General features: G+C 74.0%; 15 protein-coding genes. 11 read left to right on the top strand and 4 right to left on the bottom strand.

The annotated features are described in order from the left end of the window. Nucleotides 1-163 precede the first annotated feature (163 nt). The 3 genes from ACFV04_RS39105 (at nucleotide 164) to ACFV04_RS39095 (ending at nucleotide 1324) form a co-directional block, all read left to right on the top strand. A complete protein-coding gene (locus ACFV04_RS39105; protein ID WP_380535768.1) occupies nucleotides 164-901 on the top strand; it encodes a glycerophosphodiester phosphodiesterase in 738 nt (245 codons plus the stop codon). A gap of 118 nt (nucleotides 902-1019) precedes the next feature. Beyond that, nucleotides 1020-1166: a hypothetical protein gene (locus tag ACFV04_RS39100; RefSeq protein ID WP_380344291.1), complete on the top strand. Its 147-nt coding sequence runs from the start codon at nucleotides 1020-1022 to the stop codon at nucleotides 1164-1166. Further along, entirely contained in the window at nucleotides 1163-1324 is a 162-nt protein-coding gene (locus ACFV04_RS39095; protein ID WP_380535766.1) for a hypothetical protein, read from the top strand. Before ACFV04_RS39100 ends, ACFV04_RS39095 begins: the two co-directional genes overlap by 4 nt. Nucleotides 1325-1422: 98 nt before the next feature. Here the strand turns inward: ACFV04_RS39095 and ACFV04_RS39090 are convergent, their stop codons facing one another. Further along, a complete protein-coding gene (locus ACFV04_RS39090) occupies nucleotides 1423-2046 on the bottom strand; it encodes a dihydrofolate reductase family protein (RefSeq protein WP_380535764.1) in 624 nt (207 codons plus the stop codon). 117 nt (nucleotides 2047-2163) lie between these two features. Between ACFV04_RS39090 and ACFV04_RS39085 the strand changes: the two genes are divergently transcribed. Next, entirely contained in the window at nucleotides 2164-3132 is a 969-nt protein-coding gene (locus tag ACFV04_RS39085) for a D-2-hydroxyacid dehydrogenase family protein (RefSeq protein ID WP_380535762.1), read from the top strand. Nucleotides 3133-3249: 117 nt separating this feature from the next. After that, the gene (locus ACFV04_RS39080) at nucleotides 3250-4380 is read left to right on the top strand and encodes a hypothetical protein (protein ID WP_380535760.1); all 1131 of its coding nucleotides are present in this window, start codon (nucleotides 3250-3252) and stop codon (nucleotides 4378-4380) included. Nucleotides 4381-4406: 26 nt separating this feature from the next. Here ACFV04_RS39080 and ACFV04_RS39075 read toward each other — a convergent pair whose 3' ends face one another. Beyond that, a complete protein-coding gene (locus tag ACFV04_RS39075; RefSeq protein ID WP_380344284.1) occupies nucleotides 4407-5999 on the bottom strand; it encodes a M4 family metallopeptidase in 1593 nt (530 codons plus the stop codon). Nucleotides 6000-6244: 245 nt separating this feature from the next. Between ACFV04_RS39075 and ACFV04_RS39070 the strand changes: the two genes are divergently transcribed. Further along, nucleotides 6245-7573 (top strand): hypothetical protein, encoded by a 1329-nt coding sequence (locus ACFV04_RS39070; RefSeq protein WP_380535758.1) that lies wholly within the window; start codon nucleotides 6245-6247, stop codon nucleotides 7571-7573. 7 nt (nucleotides 7574-7580) lie between these two features. On the opposite strand, the gene ACFV04_RS39065 is transcribed toward ACFV04_RS39070, so the two are convergent. Continuing rightward, nucleotides 7581-9674 (bottom strand): amino acid adenylation domain-containing protein, encoded by a 2094-nt coding sequence (locus ACFV04_RS39065; RefSeq protein ID WP_380535756.1) that lies wholly within the window; start codon nucleotides 9672-9674, stop codon nucleotides 7581-7583. Between the two features lie 185 nt (nucleotides 9675-9859). On the opposite strand from ACFV04_RS39065, the gene ACFV04_RS39060 reads away from it, so the two are divergent. From ACFV04_RS39060 to ACFV04_RS39040, 5 genes are all read left to right on the top strand, one after another. After that, entirely contained in the window at nucleotides 9860-10675 is an 816-nt protein-coding gene (locus ACFV04_RS39060) for an ABC transporter ATP-binding protein (protein WP_380535755.1), read from the top strand. 131 nt (nucleotides 10676-10806) lie between these two features. Continuing rightward, on the top strand, nucleotides 10807-11955 hold the full coding sequence (efeO, locus tag ACFV04_RS39055; protein ID WP_380344274.1) for an iron uptake system protein EfeO: 1149 nt from the start codon (nucleotides 10807-10809) through the stop codon (nucleotides 11953-11955). Nucleotides 11956-12102: 147 nt separating this feature from the next. Then, the gene (efeB, locus tag ACFV04_RS39050) at nucleotides 12103-13422 is read left to right on the top strand and encodes an iron uptake transporter deferrochelatase/peroxidase subunit (RefSeq protein WP_380344271.1); all 1320 of its coding nucleotides are present in this window, start codon (nucleotides 12103-12105) and stop codon (nucleotides 13420-13422) included. Between the two features lie 49 nt (nucleotides 13423-13471). Beyond that, nucleotides 13472-14320, top strand: a complete 849-nt coding sequence (gene efeU / locus ACFV04_RS39045) for an iron uptake transporter permease EfeU (RefSeq protein WP_380535752.1) — start codon at nucleotides 13472-13474, stop codon at nucleotides 14318-14320. A gap of 203 nt (nucleotides 14321-14523) precedes the next feature. Continuing rightward, entirely contained in the window at nucleotides 14524-14688 is a 165-nt protein-coding gene (locus ACFV04_RS39040) for a hypothetical protein (RefSeq protein WP_380344268.1), read from the top strand. A 135-nt stretch (nucleotides 14689-14823) separates the two neighbouring features. Here the strand turns inward: ACFV04_RS39040 and ACFV04_RS39035 are convergent, their stop codons facing one another. Beyond that, on the bottom strand, nucleotides 14824-17433 hold the full coding sequence (locus ACFV04_RS39035) for an ABC transporter permease (protein ID WP_380535750.1): 2610 nt from the start codon (nucleotides 17431-17433) through the stop codon (nucleotides 14824-14826). Between the last annotated feature and the right edge of the window lie 141 nt (nucleotides 17434-17574).

Genomic DNA, 17574 nt, shown 5'->3' with positions numbered 1-17574 from the left:
TTTCGCCCGCCCCCCGCCCGGCCGCCGGAGGGGCCTCCGGGGGGGGCTGGGGGCCCCCGCCCGGGGGGGGCCCCGCGCCCCGGGGGCCCCGGGGGGCCGGCGCGCGGTCACATCCGCCCCCGGGCCCCACGTCCGGCCCAGCGCGGCCGGTGCGCCGCCGACCGTGTACGCGCACCGCGGGGCCTCCTCGGCGGCGCCCGAGAACACCCTGGTCTCCGACGAGGTGGCCCGCCGGGCGGGCGCCGAGTGGATCGAGGACGATGTCCAGCCCAGCAAGGACGGCGTCCCGTACGTGCTGCACGACGACACCGTCGACCGCACCACCGACGGCACCGGCCGGATCCGCGACCTCACCGCCGCCCAGCTGGACGCGCTGGACGCCGGCTCCTGGTTCGCCCCGGCCTACGCGGGCACCCGGCTGCCGACCCTCGCCGCCCAGTTGGAGGACCTGCGCACCAGGGGCGGCAAGCTGCTGCTGGAGATCAAGGGGCCGCACACCCGGGACGAGGTCGCCCGGATCGTGCGCGAGGTGCGCGACCACGGCATGACCGATCGGGTCCTCGTCCAGAGCTTCGAGGTGGACGCCCTCCGCCACACCCGCGAACTGGCCCCCGAACTGCCGCTGGGCCTGCTCCGCGCCACCCTGGACACCGACCCGGTCGGCACCGCCCGCGAGCTCGGCCTGGCCGCCTACAACCTCTCGGACGACGCGCTCTCCGCGCGCCCCGGCGTGGTCCGGGACCTGCACGCCGCCGGGGTCGCGGTCAACGTCTGGACGGTCGACCGGCCGGCCCGCTGGAAGGCCCTCGCGGAGGAGGGCGTGGACGGCATCATCACCAACCGCCCGGCGGAGCTGGTCGGTTGGAACGCGGCCCGGTCGCCGTCCGGCGCCGCCGGTTAGGCTGCCCGGTCCGGAGACGGAGAACGCGGCAGACGGTCGACCGGCGGACGACCGGAGCCCGGCGGAACGGCTCGGAGACGGGCCGGTCCCGGTCCCGGGGCCGGGGCCGCAGGGCCCGGTGACCGCCTTCGAGGGTCGGCTCGTCCGCGACCCGGACACCCGGATCGCCACCGTCGACGGCCGCGAAGCGCGCCTCACCCGCGCCGACGCCACGCTGCTGCGCGGCCTGATCGACCCGGGGAGGGCCCGCACGAGCCGTACGTGATCGTGTGGCGTGACTACGGCGCCCCGTTCCACCCCCACGAGCTGCGGCACCCGATGACCGTCCTGAGGGCGAAGCCCGGCGAGCCGTCCTGGATCGTGCGGACCGGGGTCGGCTACGGCCTGCGGCCCCCGGAGGCCGGTCCACCCACGGGTGCGTGAGGCCGGCCGGCCAGCCGCGAGCCCGGGAGTCCGGGAGTCCGGGAGTCCGGGAGCCCGGGAGCCCGGGAGTCCGGGAGTCCGGGAGTCCGGGAGGCCGGCTACGCCCGGGTGAAGTCCCCGAAGGCCGGCCGCCCGGTGGGGCGGTAGCTCAGCAGCGCGGTGCCCGAGGCGGTGACGTGGGAGGCGGTCAGCTCGAAGGCGGTCGGTGGGCCGCCCTCGGGGAACAGCCGGATGCCTGCGCCGAGCGCCACCGGTGCGACCAGCAGGTGGTACTCGTCGATCAGGTCGTGGCCCATCAGGGTGCGCGCCAGGGCGCCGCTGCCGTGGATCTGCAACTCGCCGTCGCCGTCGAGGCGCTCCTTCAGCCGGGCGACCTCGGCCGGGACGTCCCCGCCGAGCAGCGTGGTGTGCTGCCACCGCGGGTCGGTGAGGGTGTGGGTGGCGACGTACTTGGGCAGGCCGTTCAGCCTGGCGGCCACCGCGTCGGCCGGGTCGGTGATCCCGGGCCAGAACCCGGCGAAGATCTCGTACGTCCGCCGCCCCAGCAGGAAGGCCTGCGCACGCTCGAACACCTCACCGATGAACCGGTCCGTGTCCGGGTCGAAGAACGGCGCCAGCCAGCCGCCGTACGGGAAGCCGCCGGCCCGGTCCTCCTCCGGGCCGCCGGGGGCCTGCATGACGCCGTCGAGGGTGAGGAAGGTGGTGAGCGTGAGCCTGGCCATGGTGGGTCTCCCTGGGGTCCGTGCCGGTGGTCCCCCCCACCGGCCAATCTCGCAGACCGCGGCTCCGAGGGGGGCCTGGCGCGCCGGGCACCGGACCGCGTCTGGGAGAGTGCGGGCATGACACCTCGGGTTCTCCGTTGCGCCCTCCTCGACGACTTCCAGGACGTCGCCTCCGGCATCGTGGACTGGTCGCCGCTGGCCGGCCGGGTCTCGCTGACCGCCTTCCGCGAGCACGCCGGCTCGGAGGACGAACTGGCCGCCGACCTGGCCGACTTCGACATCGTCGTGACCCTGCGCGAACGCGTGCCCTTCCCGGCCTCGCTGTTCGCCCGGCTGCCGAAGCTCAGACTGCTGATCGCCTCCGGCATGCGCAACTCGGTGATCGACTACGCGGCCGCCCGGGCCCACGGCGTGACCGTCTGCGGAACGGCCAGCTCCTCCACCCCGCCGGTCGAGCTGACCTGGGCGCTGCTGCTCGGACTCGCCCGCGGCCTCGTCCGGGAGAACACCGCGCTGCGCGAGGGCGGGCCCTGGCAGAGCACGGTCGGCGCCGACCTGCACGGCCGGGTGCTCGGACTGCTCGGCCTCGGGAAGATCGGCAGCCGGGTCGCCGAGGTCGGGCGCGCCTTCGGCATGGACGTGGTCGCCTGGAGCCGGAACCTGACCGACGAGCGGGCCGCCGCGGCGGGCGTGCGCCGCGCCGCCACCAAGGAGGAACTGCTCGGCGGCAGCGACTTCGTGTCGATCCACCTCGCCTCGAACGAGGGCACCCGGGGACTCGTCGGCGCGGCCGAACTCGCCCTGATGAGGCCCGGGGCCTACCTGGTCAACACCTCCCGGGCGGCGATCGTCGACCAGGACGCGCTGCTCGCCGCGCTCACCGGCGGAGCGATCGCGGGCGCCGCCGTGGACGTCTTCGACATCGAGCCGCTGCCCGCCGACCACCCGATGCGCACCGCGCCCCGGCTGCTGGCCACCCCGCACCTCGGCTACGTCTCGCGGGACAACTACCGGCGCTACTACGGCGAGGCGGTGGAGGACATCGTGGCCTTCCTGGCGGGCGAACCGATCCGCCGCCTGGACTGACGCCCCGTCGCCTGCCCCTCGGTCGCAGCGGCCGGCCTCTGCCTTCGCCGCTGCTTCCACCTCCGCCGCTGCCGCCGCCTCCGCCGCCCGCGGTGCCCCGGGTCGCATACTGACGGCATGACCGACCGCACGGCAGACCGCATGTCCGGCCCGGGGTCCGGCCCGGCGTCCGACCGTCCGACCGGCCGTACGGCTGACCTCCGGACGCTCGCCGGGGGCGGCCCGGGCGCGGACCGGCGCACGGTGCTGAGGGCGGGCGCGGCGGCCCTGGTGCTGGGTGCGGCGGGCTGCACGAGCGGGGGCGGGCCGCGGGCCGCGGGGCCGAGTCCGGGCGCGACGACGCCCGGCGCACCGAGCGGCACGCCGATGCCGACGAGCCCGACGCCGACGAGCCCGATGCCGACCGCGACGCCCACCCCGTTGCCTCAGCCGCCGCTCTGGCAGCCCGGCCCGTCCGAGATCCAGCCCGACGTGAAGCGCCGCGCCGTCGAACTGGTGGCCGCGCTCGGCGCCTGGCCGCCCGGCGGGCAGGGCGTGGAGGCGGCCCGGGCCCGGGTGGCGGCGCTCGGCCTGCCGCCCGCGCTGGCCGACCAGGCGGGCCCGCTGGCCCCGGCGGCGCCGGAGGCGAGCCTGGAGGTGATCGTCGCCCAGTACGGCGGGATCCTCGCCGACTCGGCGAGCGTGCTGGTGGTGTGCCGGCAGTGGACCCGGAGCCCGGACGGCTCGGTGGCCGAGGGCGGCACGACCGTGGACGTCCGGCTGAGCCGGGCCGAGCCGCGCTGGACCGTCACCGAGCTGCACCCGGGCGTCGCCGGCCCGGCGGCCGCCTCACCGCCGGCGGCGGTGGCCCGGGTGCTGGCCGAGCCGCGGATCGAGCTGCCGCCCGAGGCCGCGGCCGACCTGCGCAGCGGCACCGTCCACGACAGTGTGCCGGAGGCGATGCTGCGGCTGGCCGGCCCGTACACGCTCTCGGTGAGCGTGGTGCGGACCGGCCACCCGCTGGACGTCTTCGGGACGACCCGGCCCAGCGACCATCCGCTGGGCCGGGCCTTCGACGTCTGGCGGATCGACGGCATGGCCGTGGTGGACGCGGCCACGCCCCGGCAGCTGATCGCGTCCTTCATGCGGGACGCGGCCGCCGCCGGTTCCTACAACGTGGGCGGTCCGGTGGTGGTCCCGGGCGTCGGCAACCTGTTCTTCACCGACGACACCCACCACGACCACTGCCACGTGGGGTTCGACCACTAGAGCGCCGAACCCCATCGCCCCGGGCGTCAGTTGACGTTGACGCCGCTCCAGGCCGCCGCGACGGCCTTGTACTCGGTGCTGGTCGCGCCGTAGAGGTCCTTGGCGGCGCTCAGCGAGGCGGCGCGGGCGCCCTTGTAGTTGGTGGTGGAGGTCATGTACACGGTCAGCGCGCGGTACCAGATCTTGGCGACCTTCTGGTTGCCGATGCCGGTCACCGTGGAGCTGTTGCACGTGGGGCTGTTGTAGGTGAAGCCGTTGATGGTCTTGCTGCCGCTGCCCTCACTGGCGAGGTAGAACCAGTGGTTGCCGACGCCGGAGGAGTTGTGCACGTTCAGCTTGCCGACCGAGCTGCTCCAGCAGTCGGCCGAGGCGCCGTCCAGCGAGGGCTTGTCGAAGCGGCGCAGCCACGGCGGGGTGGACTGGTCGCTGAACAGGTAGTCGGGGGTGTCGACCTTGTTGTTGGCGTACCACTCGACCATGGTGCCGAAGATGTCGCTGGTGGACTCGTTGAGGCCGCCGGACTCGCCGCTGTAGCGCAGGTTGGCGGTGGCGCTGGTGACGCCGTGGGTCATCTCGTGGCCCATGGTGTCGAGGTCGACCTGCTCGGGGTCGTGGCTGCCGTCGCCGTCGCCGGTCATCATGCAGAAGCAGGCGTCGGACCACTGGGCGTTGTCCCAGTTGGTGCCGACGTGGACGAAGACGGTGGCGCCCTTGCCGTCGTTCTTGATGCCGTTCCGGCCGAAGGTGTTCTTGTAGTAGTCGTACGTCCAGGCGGTGTTGGCGTGGGCGTCGACGGCGGCGGTGGAGCGGTCGGTGGAGAACTTCTTGCCGTCGCCCCAGACGTTGGTGGTGCTGGTGAAGGCGGTGCCCGAGGAGGCCTTGACCGAGCTCGACGACAGGTTGTGGGCGTCCTTGGTGACGTGGCCGCGGACCGGGTCGGTCAGGGTGTAGCCGCCGCTGACCGGGGTGGTGTCGACGGTGACCGTGCCGGTGTACTCCGAGTTGCCGGTGCCGGAGGCCTGGTGCTCGGCGTCGTAGGCCTCGATCTGCTCGCCGGTGGTGGCGTCGGTGACGACGACCTTGCCGGCCGGCTGGCCGTGCTCGCCGGTGCCCTCGACGGTGGTGCGCCAGGCGAGGCGCGGGGTGCCGTCGGCGGCCCAGACGACCAGCTCGGGGGTGCTGACGGCGTCCCGGACGTCCGGGGCGGCGGAGAGCGCGTCGGCGGCGCCGTGCTGCGCGGCGACCTTGGGGGTGGTCGACTTCACGGCGGCGTCGTGGGCGGCCGCGCGCGAGGTGTCCTTCAACTTGCCCTTGGCGTCCTGGTGGACGACCAGGTCGCCGCCGACCACGGGCAGGCCCTGGTAGGTGCGGTCGAAGCGGACGTGCGAGGTGCCGTCGGCGTCGAGCACGACGTCCTTGAGCACGAGGTCCTGGCCGGCGCCGAAGCCGAAGACCGCCGCGTTGTGGGCGACGTTGGCGCGGGCCTGGGATATCGCGGCGCCGCGCGGGTCGGACGCGGCGGAGGCCGTGGCGGCGGGGACGGTCGCGCCGGCGAGGGCGGCGACGATCGCGATGGCTCCGGCCACGCGGGCACGGCGGAAGGAGGACGTGGGGGTCACTCTGACTCCAGTGGGGGTTAGCTGCAGGGATAGGAGCTGGTCAGAGATTGACGGCGATCAGTCAGGTCGAGCTAGAGGAAAGGTCATAACTTTGCCAAGTTGTGTCCTTGGGCAGTCAAAAATGATCAGAAGTTAACAAGCGGTCCACAGCCCCGTCGTGACGATCGACTACCTCCGGCGCGGCCCGCCGCCCCGCTCCCGGAAACCCGCGCGCCGGGACGGCGCAACGCCTAGGCTTCCGCCCCATGGACGGATGGGTGGGGGCCTGGACCGGCGGGCGGGCGGCGGTCCACGTGGGGGACGTCGCGGACTTCAACGCGCAGTTCTTCGCCCCCGGCATGGACGCCGCACAGCGCCTGCGGCGGCTGCGGCAGGCGCACCACTACGCCTGTCTGGCCGTCGGCTACAGCCCCGAACCGGCGCTGCTGGTGCTGCCCGCCGAGGTCGCCCCCGAGTGGACCGACTGGCTGGCCCGGGAGTTGGCCTGGGGCCCGGTCGAGGTGCACGGCGGCGTGGCGGCGGACCGCACGGTGGCCGAGGCCCTGGCCGCCCGCCCCGCCCTGACCGCGCGGATCGCCGACTCCGGCGCACCGGTGGTGCGGTGGGGGCGGACGGCCGCGCAGGGCGAAGGGCCCGAACTGGCCGCCATTCGCCGTTACGAGTCCAAGGCCGCCGCGCACGACCTGTTCGCCGCCCTGGCCCCCGACCACCCGGGCATCCGCCTCCCGCACCAGGAACGCCCGGAGGGGCGGCGCCGGGCCGCCCGCCGGCTCACCGCGCTCGCCGCCCGCGGCCTGACCACCGTACTGAAGAGCCCCTACGGCGTCGGCGGCTACGGCACCGTCGTGGTCGAGCCCGCCGAACTGCTCTCCGCAGGCGGCGGCGCGGCCCTGCTGCGGCGCCTGGTCCGCACCGAAGTGCTGCCGCCCGACGGCCCGTTGCTGCTGGAGGAGCACGTCGACCCGGGCCCGGCCGCCCGGCTGCGCGACCTCACCCACGACGCCGTGATCGGCCCCGACGGCACCGTCCACCCGGTCGGCGCGGGCGCCATGGACGTGGCCGGCACCCGCTACCAGGGCGTCACCGTCGGCCCCGGCGCGGTGCCGCAGGGCGCCGCCGCGACCGCCCGCCGGTTCACCCTGGCGGTGGGGGAGCGGCTCGCCGCCGAGGGCTACCGCGGCTGGTACGACGTCGACTTCGTCACCGACCGGGAACGCCGGCTCGCCCCCACCGAGATCAACCTGCGGCTCACCGGCCCCGCCGTCGCCTTCGCCCTGGCCGCCCGCCTCGACGAGGTGCGCGGCCCGGGCCACCTGGTCCGCACCCTGGACGGGATGCCGCTCGGCGCCAGGCTCGCCCCCGCCGCGCTGCACGACCACCTGGAACGGCTGCGGCCGCGCTGCGCCCGGCTCGGCGTCACCCTGCTCCCGCTGATCCCGACGGCCTGCCACGAGCCCGAACCCTTCGTCGGCCTCGCCCTCGCCGGGCCGGACACCGAGGCGCTGGACGCCGCCGAGGCCCTGGTCGCGGCCGCGAACCACGGGCTGGCCGGGATGTTCGAGGCGCTCAGGTGAGCCGCCGTCACCCCTTCCCGACCGGCGGCCGCCAGACCACGAAGCGGACCAGCACCAGCGCCGCCAGCATCAGCGGGATGTTGAACGCGAACACCAGCGCCGCCTCGCGCGGCCAGTCGGTGGCCCGGGTGAGCCGGTAGAGGTTGTCCTGCGGGCACCAGTTGACCAGCAGCCAGGTGATCGACAGATGGGTCAGCACCGACAGCCGGCGCGGCCGGCCCAGCCGCTGGACGGCCTCGAATCCACTGGCGAGGTACACGACCCCGGCGCCGAACGCGAGGTTCTCGCACAGGTAGAGCAGCCGGAACAGGGAGTCGTACGGGGCGGGGACGCCGCTGACGTCGGTCGCACCGGGGAAGAGCGCGTAGGTCGCCGCCCAGGCGCCCGCGGCGAACAGCACGGTGCAGAAGACCGCCGCGCAGCCGTTCACGAAGCGCGAGTCCCCGGAGCCCGCGCCCCCGGCCTTGCCACCGCCCTTGCCGCTCCGGCTCCCCGCCTTGGCGGAGCGCGGCGCGGTGTGCTCCGGCGGAGCGGGCAGCGGCAGGGCCGTGCGGTCCAGCTTGCCCGCCCGGGTGCGCGGCAGCTCGGCCACCGGGACGACGGCGACGGGCGCCGTGCGGCCCCTGAGCTCCGTCCCCAGGTACTGGGAGAGCGACCAGCCGTCCGCCCCGTCCGCGCCCGGCTCGGTCACCGCGTAGCCCACCAGCTGCCGCTTCCCCGGCACCGGCTCCACCTCGACGACGGCCGCCTCCCGCACCGCCGGATGCCCGCGCAGCGCACCCTCCGCGTGGACCGCGGCCCGAACCCGCGCCAGCACACCGATCGGCGACTGCGCGCCGAGCGGGCCGACCACCGTCGCGGCCCGGGCGGTGAACTCCAGGACGCCGTCCGCCCGCAGCACCCCGAGGTCGCCGGTCAGCAGCACCCGGCCGTCCGGGTCGAAGTCCGCGCGGACGAAGCGGCGGGCGGTGTCCTCGGGCCGGCCGAGGTAGCCGCGGGTCAGGCCGGCGCCGCCGATCGCGATCTCGCCCGTCATGCCGTGCTTGGCGGGGGTGCCGTTCGGGCCCAGGACGTACACCCGGGTCCCGGGGAAGGGCCGGCCGACCAGCGAGACCCGCTCGGCGCCGTCGGCGGCGGCGGTGCCCTGCGCGTCGAAGTAGGTGCTGTCCACGGTGGCCTCGGCCAGGCCGTAGACGTTCAGCACCCTGGTCCCCTCGCCGAGCAGCCGCTGCAGGCCCAACTGCTCGTCCAGGTACCACTTCTCGGCGCCGACGGTGAGCAGCCGCACCCCGGGCAGGCCCGTGCCGGTCGAGGCCAGCAGGGCGGTGAGCCGGCGCGCGGTGCGGACGTTCAGCTCCAGGACGGTGATCCGCTCGGCGGTCACCAGGGCGGGCAGCGCGCCGAGGTCGGCGGTGCGGTCCAGGGTGAGGTTGAACGGGGTGACCACCAGGGTGGCGCCGGTGCACAGCGCCCGGACCCAGTCGGCGGTGAAGACGTCGAACTCCAGGCTCGCCGTCTGCAGGACGCGGTCCCCGGCGGTCAGCCCGTACACCTCGCGCCAGCCCTCGTACGCGGCCAGCAGATTGCGGTGCTCGACCAGCGCGCCGACGGGCAGGCCGGTCGATCCGGAGGTGTAGAAGACGCAGGCGAGGTCGTCCGGGCCGACCCCGGGCGGTGCGAACGGCGCCTTCGCGTCCGCCGCCGTGTCGACGCAGACCAGCTGCACCCCGCCCGCGTCCGCCAGCCGTACCCGGTGCTCCTCCTCGGTCACCAGGACGTCCGGCGCGGCGTCGGCCAGCAGGTGCCGCAGCAGCGCGTCCGGCGCGGTCGGCTCCAGCGGCACGTACGCCGCGCCCGTCTTCAGCACCGCCAGCAGCGCCACGTACACCTCGGTGCCCCGGCCCAGCGCGACGGCCGCCCGGCCGCCCGGGCCCAGCCCGCGCTCCGCCAGCACGGCGGCCAGCCGGTCCGCCCGCCCGTCCAGTTCCCGGTACGTCAGCTCGCGCTCGCCGCAGCGCACGGCCACCGCCGCCGGCGCCCGGCGCGCCTGCTCCTCGACCAGCCCGTGCAGTGTCCCGGTCCGCTCGGCATCCACCGTCATCCCGCCTCCCCCTTGTCCCCTGGTCCCCTCGGAGGCACGATCCTCCTCCCAACTCCCCTCGGGCAACAGGGTTCTGGCTAGTCCACCCTTCGGACGGCCCGGCCCCGCCCGGGCCGACGGTTGTACTCTGCATGCGGACGGAGGGCGCCGGCCCGCCCGGCGCCGCGATCGGAGAGCATTGCCCCATGAGTGAGCATTTCGACGGCCCACTGCTGCGCACCCGGGACGTGGACGTCGTGCGCGACGGCCGCCACCTGCTGCGCGGCATCACCCTCGACATCCGGCCCGGCGAGCACTGGGCGCTGCTCGGCCCCAACGGGGCGGGCAAGTCCACCCTGCTCGCGCTGCTCGGCGCGGTCTCCCACCCGACCCGGGGCGAGGTGGACGTGCTCGGCCGCCGGCTCGGCCGGGTCGACATTCGCGAGCTGCGCTCCCACCTCGGGCACGTCAACCCGCGCCACCCGCTGCGCTCGCCGCTGACCGTCCGCGAGGTCGTACTCACCGGGCACACCAACACCATCGAGCCCGAGCTGCACCGCAAGCCGGCCCCGGAGGTGCTGGAGCGGGCCGAGCGGCTGATCGAGACGCTCGGCATGGACGCGATGGCCGAGGCGCCGTGGACCACCCTCTCCCAGGGCGAGCGCGGCCGGGCCCTGATCGCCCGCGCCCTGATGCCCGCCCCGCGCCTGCTGCTGCTCGACGAGCCCGCCACCGGGCTGGACCTGACCGCCCGGGAGCTGCTGCTCGACAGCCTGGACCTGCTGCGCCACCAGCACCCGGAACTGGCCAGCGTGCTGGTCACCCACCACCTGGAGGAGCTGCCGGAGAGCACCACCCACGCCCTGCTGCTGCGCGCCGGCGCGTGCGTGGCGGCCGGACCGGTGGACGAGGTGATGACCACCGAGCTGATCAGCGCGACCTTCGGCCACCCGATCCGGATCAGCCGCCACGAGGGCCGCTGGACGGCCCGGGCCGCCGCCCGCCGCACACCGGGAAGGTAACGGTTCAGGGGGTGGGTGTGGACGTTGAGACATCCTTACGTAAGGTATGCCTTAGCTAACGACGGGGGCCCGCCCCCCGCCGGCCCCCGCACTGCCGAGGCACCCCCATGCCCTTTTCCGTTGGAGCACGCATGTCCGCCCGTCGCCGTTCCACCGCAGCCGCGCTGCTCACCCTCGCCGTGGCGACCGCTACCCTGGCCGGCTGCGCGTCCAAGAAGGACGACAAGGCGGGCTCCTCCGACGCGGTCACGGTGAACGCCAGTGACACCGCGTGCGAGGTGTCCAAGACCACCTTCCCGGCCGGCCACGTCGTGCTGGACATCAGCAACAAGGGCTCCAAGACCACCGAGGTCTACGTCTACGGCGACGGCGACAAGATCATCACCGAGCGCGAGAACATCGGCCCCGGCACCAAGGCCAGCATCAACGCCGAGATCAAGGCCGGCTCGTACGAGATCGCCTGCAAGCCCGGCATGGTCGGCGACGGCATCCGCCAGAAGATCACCGTGTCCGGCGGCAGCGGCAGTGCCGCCCCGGCCGACCCGCGCCTGGCCGCCGCCGTCGACGCCTACCGCACCTACGCCCAGCAGCAGGCCGACGCCACCATCCCGGCCGTCCAAGCCTTCGCCGACGCGATCAAGGCCGGTGACCTGGAGAAGGCCAAGTCGCTGTTCGCGGCCTCGCGCACCGGCTGGGAGCGCACCGAGCCGGTCGCCGAGAGCTTCGGCGACGTCGACCCCAAGACCGACACCCGCGAGGACAAGGTCGAGGCCGGCCAGCAGTGGACCGGCTGGCACAAGCTGGAGAAGTCGCTCTGGGCCGACGCCAGGATCGGCGACGACGAGAAGAAGCTCGCCGACCAGCTGGTCAACGACCTCAAGGACTGGCAGGCGAAGATCCCCGCCGCCGAGATCACCGCGACCAGCATGGCCAACGGCGCCAAGGAGCTGCTGGACGAGGTCGCCACCAACAAGATCACCGGTGAGGAGGACCGCTACAGCCACACCGACCTGGCCGACTTCCAGGCCAACGTCGAAGGCGCGCAGAAGGCCTACGAGCTGCTGAAGCCGGTCGCCTCCGAGAAGGACGCGGAGCTGGCCAAGACGCTGGACTCCGAGTTCGCCGCCATCAACGCCCTGCTCGCCAAGTACAAGCAGGCCGACGGCACCTTCACCTCCTACGACAAGGTCACCGAGGCCGAGCGCAAGACCTTCTCCGACGCCGTCAACTCGCTGGGCGAGCCGCTGTCGAAGCTGGCCGCCGCCGTGGTCGTCAAGTAACCGACCACGCGCACCCGGCACCACCCCACCGACGCCGCGGCGGCCCGAACCGGTCGCCGCGGCATCCGTGAGCCGGCGCACAGCAGTCCAGCACCACAGCAGTCGAGCACCCCGAGCAGTTCAGCACCGAGAAGGGCCAGCCCACCGATGGACGCCGAGAACGAGCAGCAGAACGGGACGCCGGCCACCGCCGACGCCACCGCGACCAAGGGCGCCGTCAGCCGTCGCGCCGTCATCGGCTGGGCCGGCGCGGGCGTCGCGCTCGGCGCCGCGGCCGTCGGCTCGGTCGCCGCGGCCACCAACCAGGACGACCCCGCCCCGGCGGCCGCCGCCCCGGCCGGCGCCGAGGTGCCGTTCTACGGCGACCACCAGTCCGGCATCGCCACCCCGGTCCAGGACCGTCTGCACTTCGCCGCCTTCGACGTCTCCGAGAAGGCCACCCGGGACTCCCTGGTCAAGCTGCTCAAGGACTGGACCAAGGCGGCCGCCGCGATGACCGGCGGCCGCGAGGTCGGCACCGGCGCCGCCACCGGCCTGCCCGAGGCGCCGCCGGACGACACCGGCGAGGCCCTCGGCCTGCCCGCCTCCCGGCTCACCCTCACCATCGGCTTCGGCCCGAGCCTCTTCGAGAAGGCCGGCCCGGACGGGCAGCCGACCGACCGCTTCGGCCTCAAGGCCAAGCGCCCCGAGGCCCTGATCGACCTGCCGGGCTTCAAGGGCGACAAGCTCGACCCGAGCCGCAGCGGCGGCGACATCTGCATCCAGGCCTGCGCCGACGACCCCCAGGTCGCCGTGCACGCGATCCGCAACCTGGCCCGGATCGGCATGGGCACCGTCAGCATCCGCTGGTCGCAGCTTGGCTTCGGCAAGACCTCCTCCACCACCCCGGACGCGCAGACCCCGCGCAACCTGATGGGCTTCAAGGACGGCACCCACAACATCGCGGGCACCGACACCGGGAAGCTCGCCGACCACGTCTGGGCCGCCCCCGGCGACGGCCCCGAGTGGATGACCGGCGGCTCCTACCTCGTCGCCCGGCGCATCCGGATGCACATCGAGACCTGGGACCGCACCTCGCTCAAGGAGCAGGAGGACGTCTTCGGCCGCACCAAGGGCGAGGGTGCCCCGTACGGCAAGGCCAAGGAGCACGACGCGCCCGACCTCAAGGCGATGCCCGCCGACTCGCACGTCGCTCTCGCCCACCCGGACGCCAACAGCGGCCTGATGATCCTGCGCCGCGGCTTCTCCTTCACCGACGGCACCGACGGCCTCGGCCGCCTGGACGCCGGCCTGTTCTTCCTCGCCTACCAGCGCGACACCCGCAAGGCCTTCGTGCCGCTGCAGACCCGCCTGGCGTCGAGCGACAAGCTCAACGAGTACATCCAGCACGTCGGCTCCGCCCACTTCGCCTGCCCGGCGGGCGTGCGCAAGCCGGGGGAGTGGTGGGGCCAGGCCCTGTTCGGCTGACCCGCCGCCACCCCCGTACGTACCACCTCTTCACCCCCAGGGAGCCAGCGTGTTCGGCAACTACCTGATCGGCCTGCGTGAGGGCCTCGAAGCCAGCCTGGTCGTCTGCATCCTGATCGCCTACCTGGTCAAGACCGACCGCAAGGACAAACTGCCGCCGGTCTGGTTCGGCGTCGGCGCGGCCGTCGTCCTCTCGATGGCCTTCGGCGCGGTGCTGCAGTTCGGCTCCTCGCAGCTCACCTTCGAGGCCCAGGAGGCGCTCGGCGGCTCGCTGTCGATCATCTCGGTCGGCCTGGTGACCTGGATGGTGTTCTGGATGCGGCGCACCGCCCGGCACCTCAAGACCGAGCTGCACGGCAAGCTGGACGCCGCGCTCGCGATGGGCACCACGGCCCTGGTGGTCACCTCCTTCCTGGCCGTCGGCCGCGAGGGCCTGGAGACCGCGCTGTTCATCTGGTCGGCCGTGCAGGCCACCGACGACGGCTGGAACCCGCTGGTCGGCGCCGCGCTCGGCCTGCTCACCTCGGTGGTCCTCGGCTGGCTCTTCTACCGTGGCGCGCTGAAGATCAACCTGGCCAAGTTCTTCACCTGGACCGGCGCGATGCTGGTCGTCGTCGCGGCCGGCGTGCTCGCCTACGGCGTGCACGACCTGCAGGAGGCCGGCTGGCTGCCCGGCCTGCACAGCACGGCCTTCGACATCTCCGGCACCATCCCCAAGGACAGCTGGTACGGCACCCTGCTGAAGGGCGTGTTCAACTTCCAGCCCGACCCGACGGTGCTGCAGCTGGTCGTCTGGCTGCTCTACCTCGTCCCGACGCTGGCCGTGTTCTTCAACGTCATCGGCGGGGGCAGCAAGACCAGGCCCGCCCAGCCCGTCACGGCGAAGCCGGCCGCCTGACCCGGCCGCCCTGGCCTGGCCGCCTGACCTGGCCGCCTGACCTGGCGGTCCGTCCGCACCGCACCGCCCCGCCCGGCACCCGCCGGGCGGGGCGGTGTCGTTTCGTCATGGGTGCGTCCTGAGTGCGTCACGGCCGGCACCCGCCCGGGCGCGGGCACCGTGCTCCGGGGTGGAACTGCCGATCACCCACCCATGGGGGGACCATGACCGTTCGCAGGCCTGCCGGGACCGCCGCCGCCGCACTGACGGTGCTCGCCGCCGCCGGGCTGCCGACCGCGTGCACCGACGACGCGGGGGCGGGCGCGCAGCCGGCGCCGACGGTCAGCCTGCAGCCCTCCGACCAGGGCGTGGTGTTCGCCGGGCCGTGAGGCGCGGAGCCCGGGGTGCCCGACACGCCGGGCCCCGAGCCGTGACACGCCGGGCCCCGGGCCGTGACACGCGGGAGCCCCCGGGACGGTTCGACCGAACCGTCCCGGGGGCTCCCGTTCCGCGTACGCCCCGGGCTACTCGCTCTTGATGGCGCCCAGGATGTCCAGCTTCGCCGCCTTGTAGGCCGGCCAGAGGGCGGCCAGCAGGCCGACCACGGCGGCCGCGAGCAGGAAGGAGAGGATCTGCACCGGCGGGACCTCGGTGGTGATGCCCTTGAAGGTGTCCGCCAGGGTGCGCAGGCCCGCCCAGGCGACCACGACGCCGAGCACGACCCCGACCAGCCCGCCGAACAGCGCGATCAGCAGCGACTCCAGGCGGACCATCCGGCGGATGCCGAGCCGGTCCAGGCCGATCGCCCGCAGCATGCCGATCTCCCGGCGGCGCTCGAACACCGACATCGCCATGGTGTTGACCACACCGAGCACCGCGATCACCACGGACATCCCGAGCAGCCCGTACATCATGGTGAGGATGTCGGTGACGATCTGGCGGTTCTCCGCCTTGATGTCCTTCTCGCCCTTGACGGCGATCAGCGGGTTGCCGCCGGTCGCGTCGCGCAGCGCCTGCTTCAGCTTCTCGGTCGGGCCGTCGGTGCCCTTCACCAGGACCTTGTTCGGGCCGGTGCCCGGCGCGGCGTGCGGGCCGACCACGGCGTCGGGGGCGACGATCCCGTGCAGCGCGCTGCTGGACTCCAGGATGCCGCCGACGGTCAGCGAGCCCTTGGTGCCGTCCGGGTAGGTGAAGGCGAGGGTCTCGCCGAGCTTGTAGCGGCTGGTCCCGGAGTTCCCGGCGCTCACCAGCACCTTGCCCTGCTTGAGGGCGTCCGCGGCGCCCTCCTTGATCTTGAGCGTCGCCAGCTGGTCGATGGTGGCGGCGTCCACGCCGGTCAGCCACTCGGTGTCCGCGTCGTCCGCACCCTCCTGGCCGTCGGCGCCGGCCGCTCCGGCCGCACCGGCCGCACCGATCGTCACGGGGACGGTGCGGTCCACGCTCATCGCGCTGACGCCGGGCGCCTTGGCGATCTGGGTGGCGACCTCGGGGGAGAGCATCGAGTAGTTCTGCATGGTGACCGTGAAGTCGGCCTTGAGGTCGCTCGCGGTCGCCTTGTCCACGGCCTTGTTCACCGAGGCGCCGACCACGGTCAGCGCGGTGATCAGGGTGACGCCGATGGTCAGCGCCGAGGCGGTGGCCGCGGTACGGCGCGGGTTGCGGATCGCGTTCTCCTTGGCCAGCCGGCCCGGGGTGCCGTACAGCCCGCGCAGCAGCGGGGCGAACAGCGCGATCAGCGGGCGGGACAGCAGCGGGGTCAGCACGAACACGCCGATCAGCAGGGCGCCCGCGCCGGCGCCGACCAGCTTGACCTCCTTGCTCGCCGCACCCGCCGCCAGGCCGGCCGCGCCGGCCAGGGCGAAGACCAGACCGATGGTGTTGCGGACCACCAGGCTCTTCTGGGTGGCGGGCTGCTCGGAGGAACTCATCGCCGCCACCGGGGCGATCCGGGACGCGCGGCGGGCCGGGAGCCAGGCGGCGACCAGGGTCACCAGGACGCCGACCGCGATCGCGGCGACGACCGTGGCCGGGGCGATGACCAGCGGGCCGTCCGGCAGGTTGGCCTCCATCGGGCCGTTCAGCAGCGCCCGGAGCCCGGCGGCGATCCCGATGCCGGCCACCAGGCCGGCCACCGAGGCGGTCAGGCCGATCAGGACCGCCTCGATCTTCACGGAGCGGGTGATCTGCTTGCGGCTGGCGCCGATGGCCCGCAGCAGCGCGAGTTCCTTGGTGCGCTGGGCGACCAGCATGGTGAAGGTGTTGGCGATGATGAAGATGCCGACGAAGAGCGCGATGCCCGCGAAGACCAGCAGGGCGGTGCTCATGCCCTTGGTGCCCTGCTGGATCATCCGGTCCTGCTCGTCGGCCAGTTCGCGGCCGGTCCGGGCGTCGATGTTGTCGCCGTGCGGGACGGCCTGCTTGACGGCGGCGAGCAGCGCGGAGTCGTCGGTGCCCGGCTTGGCCTTGACGTCCAGCTCGCCGAACCGGCCCGGCGTGAGGTAGAGCTGCTGGGCGGTCGCGGTGTCGAAGGCGGCCAGCGAGCCGCCGGCCGTGACGCGCGGGTCGTTGGTGCGCAGGGTGCCGGTGAGCTTGAGCTCCATCACCGGGCCGTTGACGGCCACCCGCACGGTGTCGCCGACCTTGTACGCGCCCTTCTCGGCGGTCTTGGCGTCCAGCGCGATCTCGGTGGCGTTCTTCGGGCCGCGGCCCTCGACCAGCGGGTAGCGCGGGTCGGTTCCGTCGGCGCCCGGCACGTAGTTGGTGCCGGTGGTGGAGAAGCCGTTGCCGATCAGCGCGCCCTTCTTGTCGGCGATGCCGGCGAAGCCGCTGACGACGCCGCGCGCCTCGGCGGCGCCGGGCAGCGCGGCGACGGCCCGGCGGGTGTCCTCGGTGAGGGTCCGGCCGGTGCCGGCCTTCCCGCCGTGGTCGTAGCCGCGGCCGACCGCCTCCCGGTCGCTGACCGTGACGGCGATGTCGGTGTAGCTCTTGGAGTTCTGGGACCTGAGCGCGCTGCCGAGCGTGTCGGTGAAGACGAGTGTGCCGGCCACGAAGGCGGTGCCGAGCATGACGGCCAGCGTCGTCATGAGCAGTCGGCCCTTGTGGGCCAGCACATTGCGCAATGCGGTGCGGAACATGAGGGGTTGTCAGTCCTGGGGTGTTCGGGGGGCGGGTGGCTTCGGGGCTTCGGGCTGTCGGAGCGTCAGCTGGTGCGGCCCTTGGCGTCGAAGCGGCGCATGCGGTCCAGGACGGTGTCGGCGGTGGGGTGGTGGAGTTCG

It is taken from the genome of Kitasatospora sp. NPDC059599, assembly GCF_042735125.1.
Taxonomy (GTDB): domain Bacteria; phylum Actinomycetota; class Actinomycetes; order Streptomycetales; family Streptomycetaceae; genus Kitasatospora.
Note: the sequence above shows the minus strand (reverse complement) of the source record. Positions and strands in the feature narration are given on the sequence as shown.

What these genes read in the sequence shown, in the direction of transcription:
- ACFV04_RS39090 (WP_380535764.1), bottom strand. Translation starts at nt 2,046, where the DNA reads ATGGCCAGGCTCACGCTCACCACCTTCCTCACCCTCGACGGCGTCATG.
- ACFV04_RS39085 (WP_380535762.1), top strand. Translation starts at nt 2,164, where the DNA reads ATGACACCTCGGGTTCTCCGTTGCGCCCTCCTCGACGACTTCCAGGAC.
- ACFV04_RS39080 (WP_380535760.1), top strand. Translation starts at nt 3,250, where the DNA reads ATGACCGACCGCACGGCAGACCGCATGTCCGGCCCGGGGTCCGGCCCG.
- ACFV04_RS39070 (WP_380535758.1), top strand. Translation starts at nt 6,245, where the DNA reads ATGGACGGATGGGTGGGGGCCTGGACCGGCGGGCGGGCGGCGGTCCAC.
- ACFV04_RS39065 (WP_380535756.1), bottom strand. Translation starts at nt 9,674, where the DNA reads ATGACGGTGGATGCCGAGCGGACCGGGACACTGCACGGGCTGGTCGAG.
- ACFV04_RS39060 (WP_380535755.1), top strand. Translation starts at nt 9,860, where the DNA reads ATGAGTGAGCATTTCGACGGCCCACTGCTGCGCACCCGGGACGTGGAC.
- efeO (WP_380344274.1), top strand. Translation starts at nt 10,807, where the DNA reads ATGTCCGCCCGTCGCCGTTCCACCGCAGCCGCGCTGCTCACCCTCGCC.
- efeB (WP_380344271.1), top strand. Translation starts at nt 12,103, where the DNA reads ATGGACGCCGAGAACGAGCAGCAGAACGGGACGCCGGCCACCGCCGAC.
- ACFV04_RS39040 (WP_380344268.1), top strand. Translation starts at nt 14,524, where the DNA reads ATGACCGTTCGCAGGCCTGCCGGGACCGCCGCCGCCGCACTGACGGTG.
- ACFV04_RS39035 (WP_380535750.1), bottom strand. Translation starts at nt 17,433, where the DNA reads ATGTTCCGCACCGCATTGCGCAATGTGCTGGCCCACAAGGGCCGACTG.